Source organism: Lysinibacillus sp. ZYM-1 (assembly GCF_001308875.1).
In the GTDB taxonomy this organism is placed as follows: Bacteria; Bacillota; Bacilli; order Bacillales_A; family Planococcaceae; genus Lysinibacillus.
This window is the reverse complement of the sequence record NZ_KQ465182.1, coordinates 1-806: the sequence shown is the minus strand read 5'-3', so window position 1 is coordinate 806 and position 806 is coordinate 1. Positions and strand designations below refer to the sequence as shown.

Below are 806 nucleotides of genomic sequence, written 5' to 3'. Positions count from 1 at the left end.
TGGACTTACCCCTGTCAAGTAGACAGTTTAAAAAAGACTAAGCAGCCATCTGATGTCGATATTCTATCGGTGTCAGATGGTTGAGTCGTTTTTGAAAGCGTTTATAGTTATAAAAGTAGATATACTGCTCAACTGCTCGGATCATTTCCTCTTCTGAATGATCTTGTAGAAGATACAAACATTCGCTTTTAAAGTGCGAGAAGAAAGATTCAATGCAGGCGTTATCGTGGCAGTTCCCTTTGCGGGAATGGCTGCCAATCATGCCGAGCTGTTCAACTGTTTGATGATATTTAAGAGATGTGTATTGAAAGCCTTGATCCGAATGGATGATGCTTCGATACACATTTCTTTTTGTCGTTAACTCGCTTAATGTGTCCATCACGAGCTGTAAATCATTCCGTTTGCCTACTTGCCAAGCCACAATTTCATTGTTGTATAAATCTTGAATGGCAGACAGATATAGAAAGCCTGTTTTTGTCGGTAAATACGTAATGTCTGTGACGAATACTTCATTCTCTGTACGGTCTTTAAATTGGCGCTCTAACACATTGTCAAATGTACGTGATACTCGATTTTTCCACACGCGACGTTTCTTACGGATGATGGATTGGATGCCTAATTCGCTCATCAATCGATACACTTTTTTGTGATTTACCTTCAATCCTTTATCACGCAAAGCGATTTTTACGCGTGGATAACCATACATTTTATTTGTTTGATGAATCGTTAAAATGTGTTCTTTTAAAAGGGTATCATCCTGTTTCCGCAACGATACCTTACCATTTTTCAACCACTTATAATAGCCG

Annotated in this window: 1 protein-coding gene; it reads right to left on the bottom strand. The window is 38.7% G+C overall.

Annotated features, from left to right (window positions below; translation table 11 throughout):
- Positions 1–37: 37 nt before the first annotated feature.
- The coding region (locus AO843_RS23725; RefSeq protein WP_054613506.1) for an IS3 family transposase at positions 38–806 on the bottom strand (769 nt) is incomplete at its 5' end.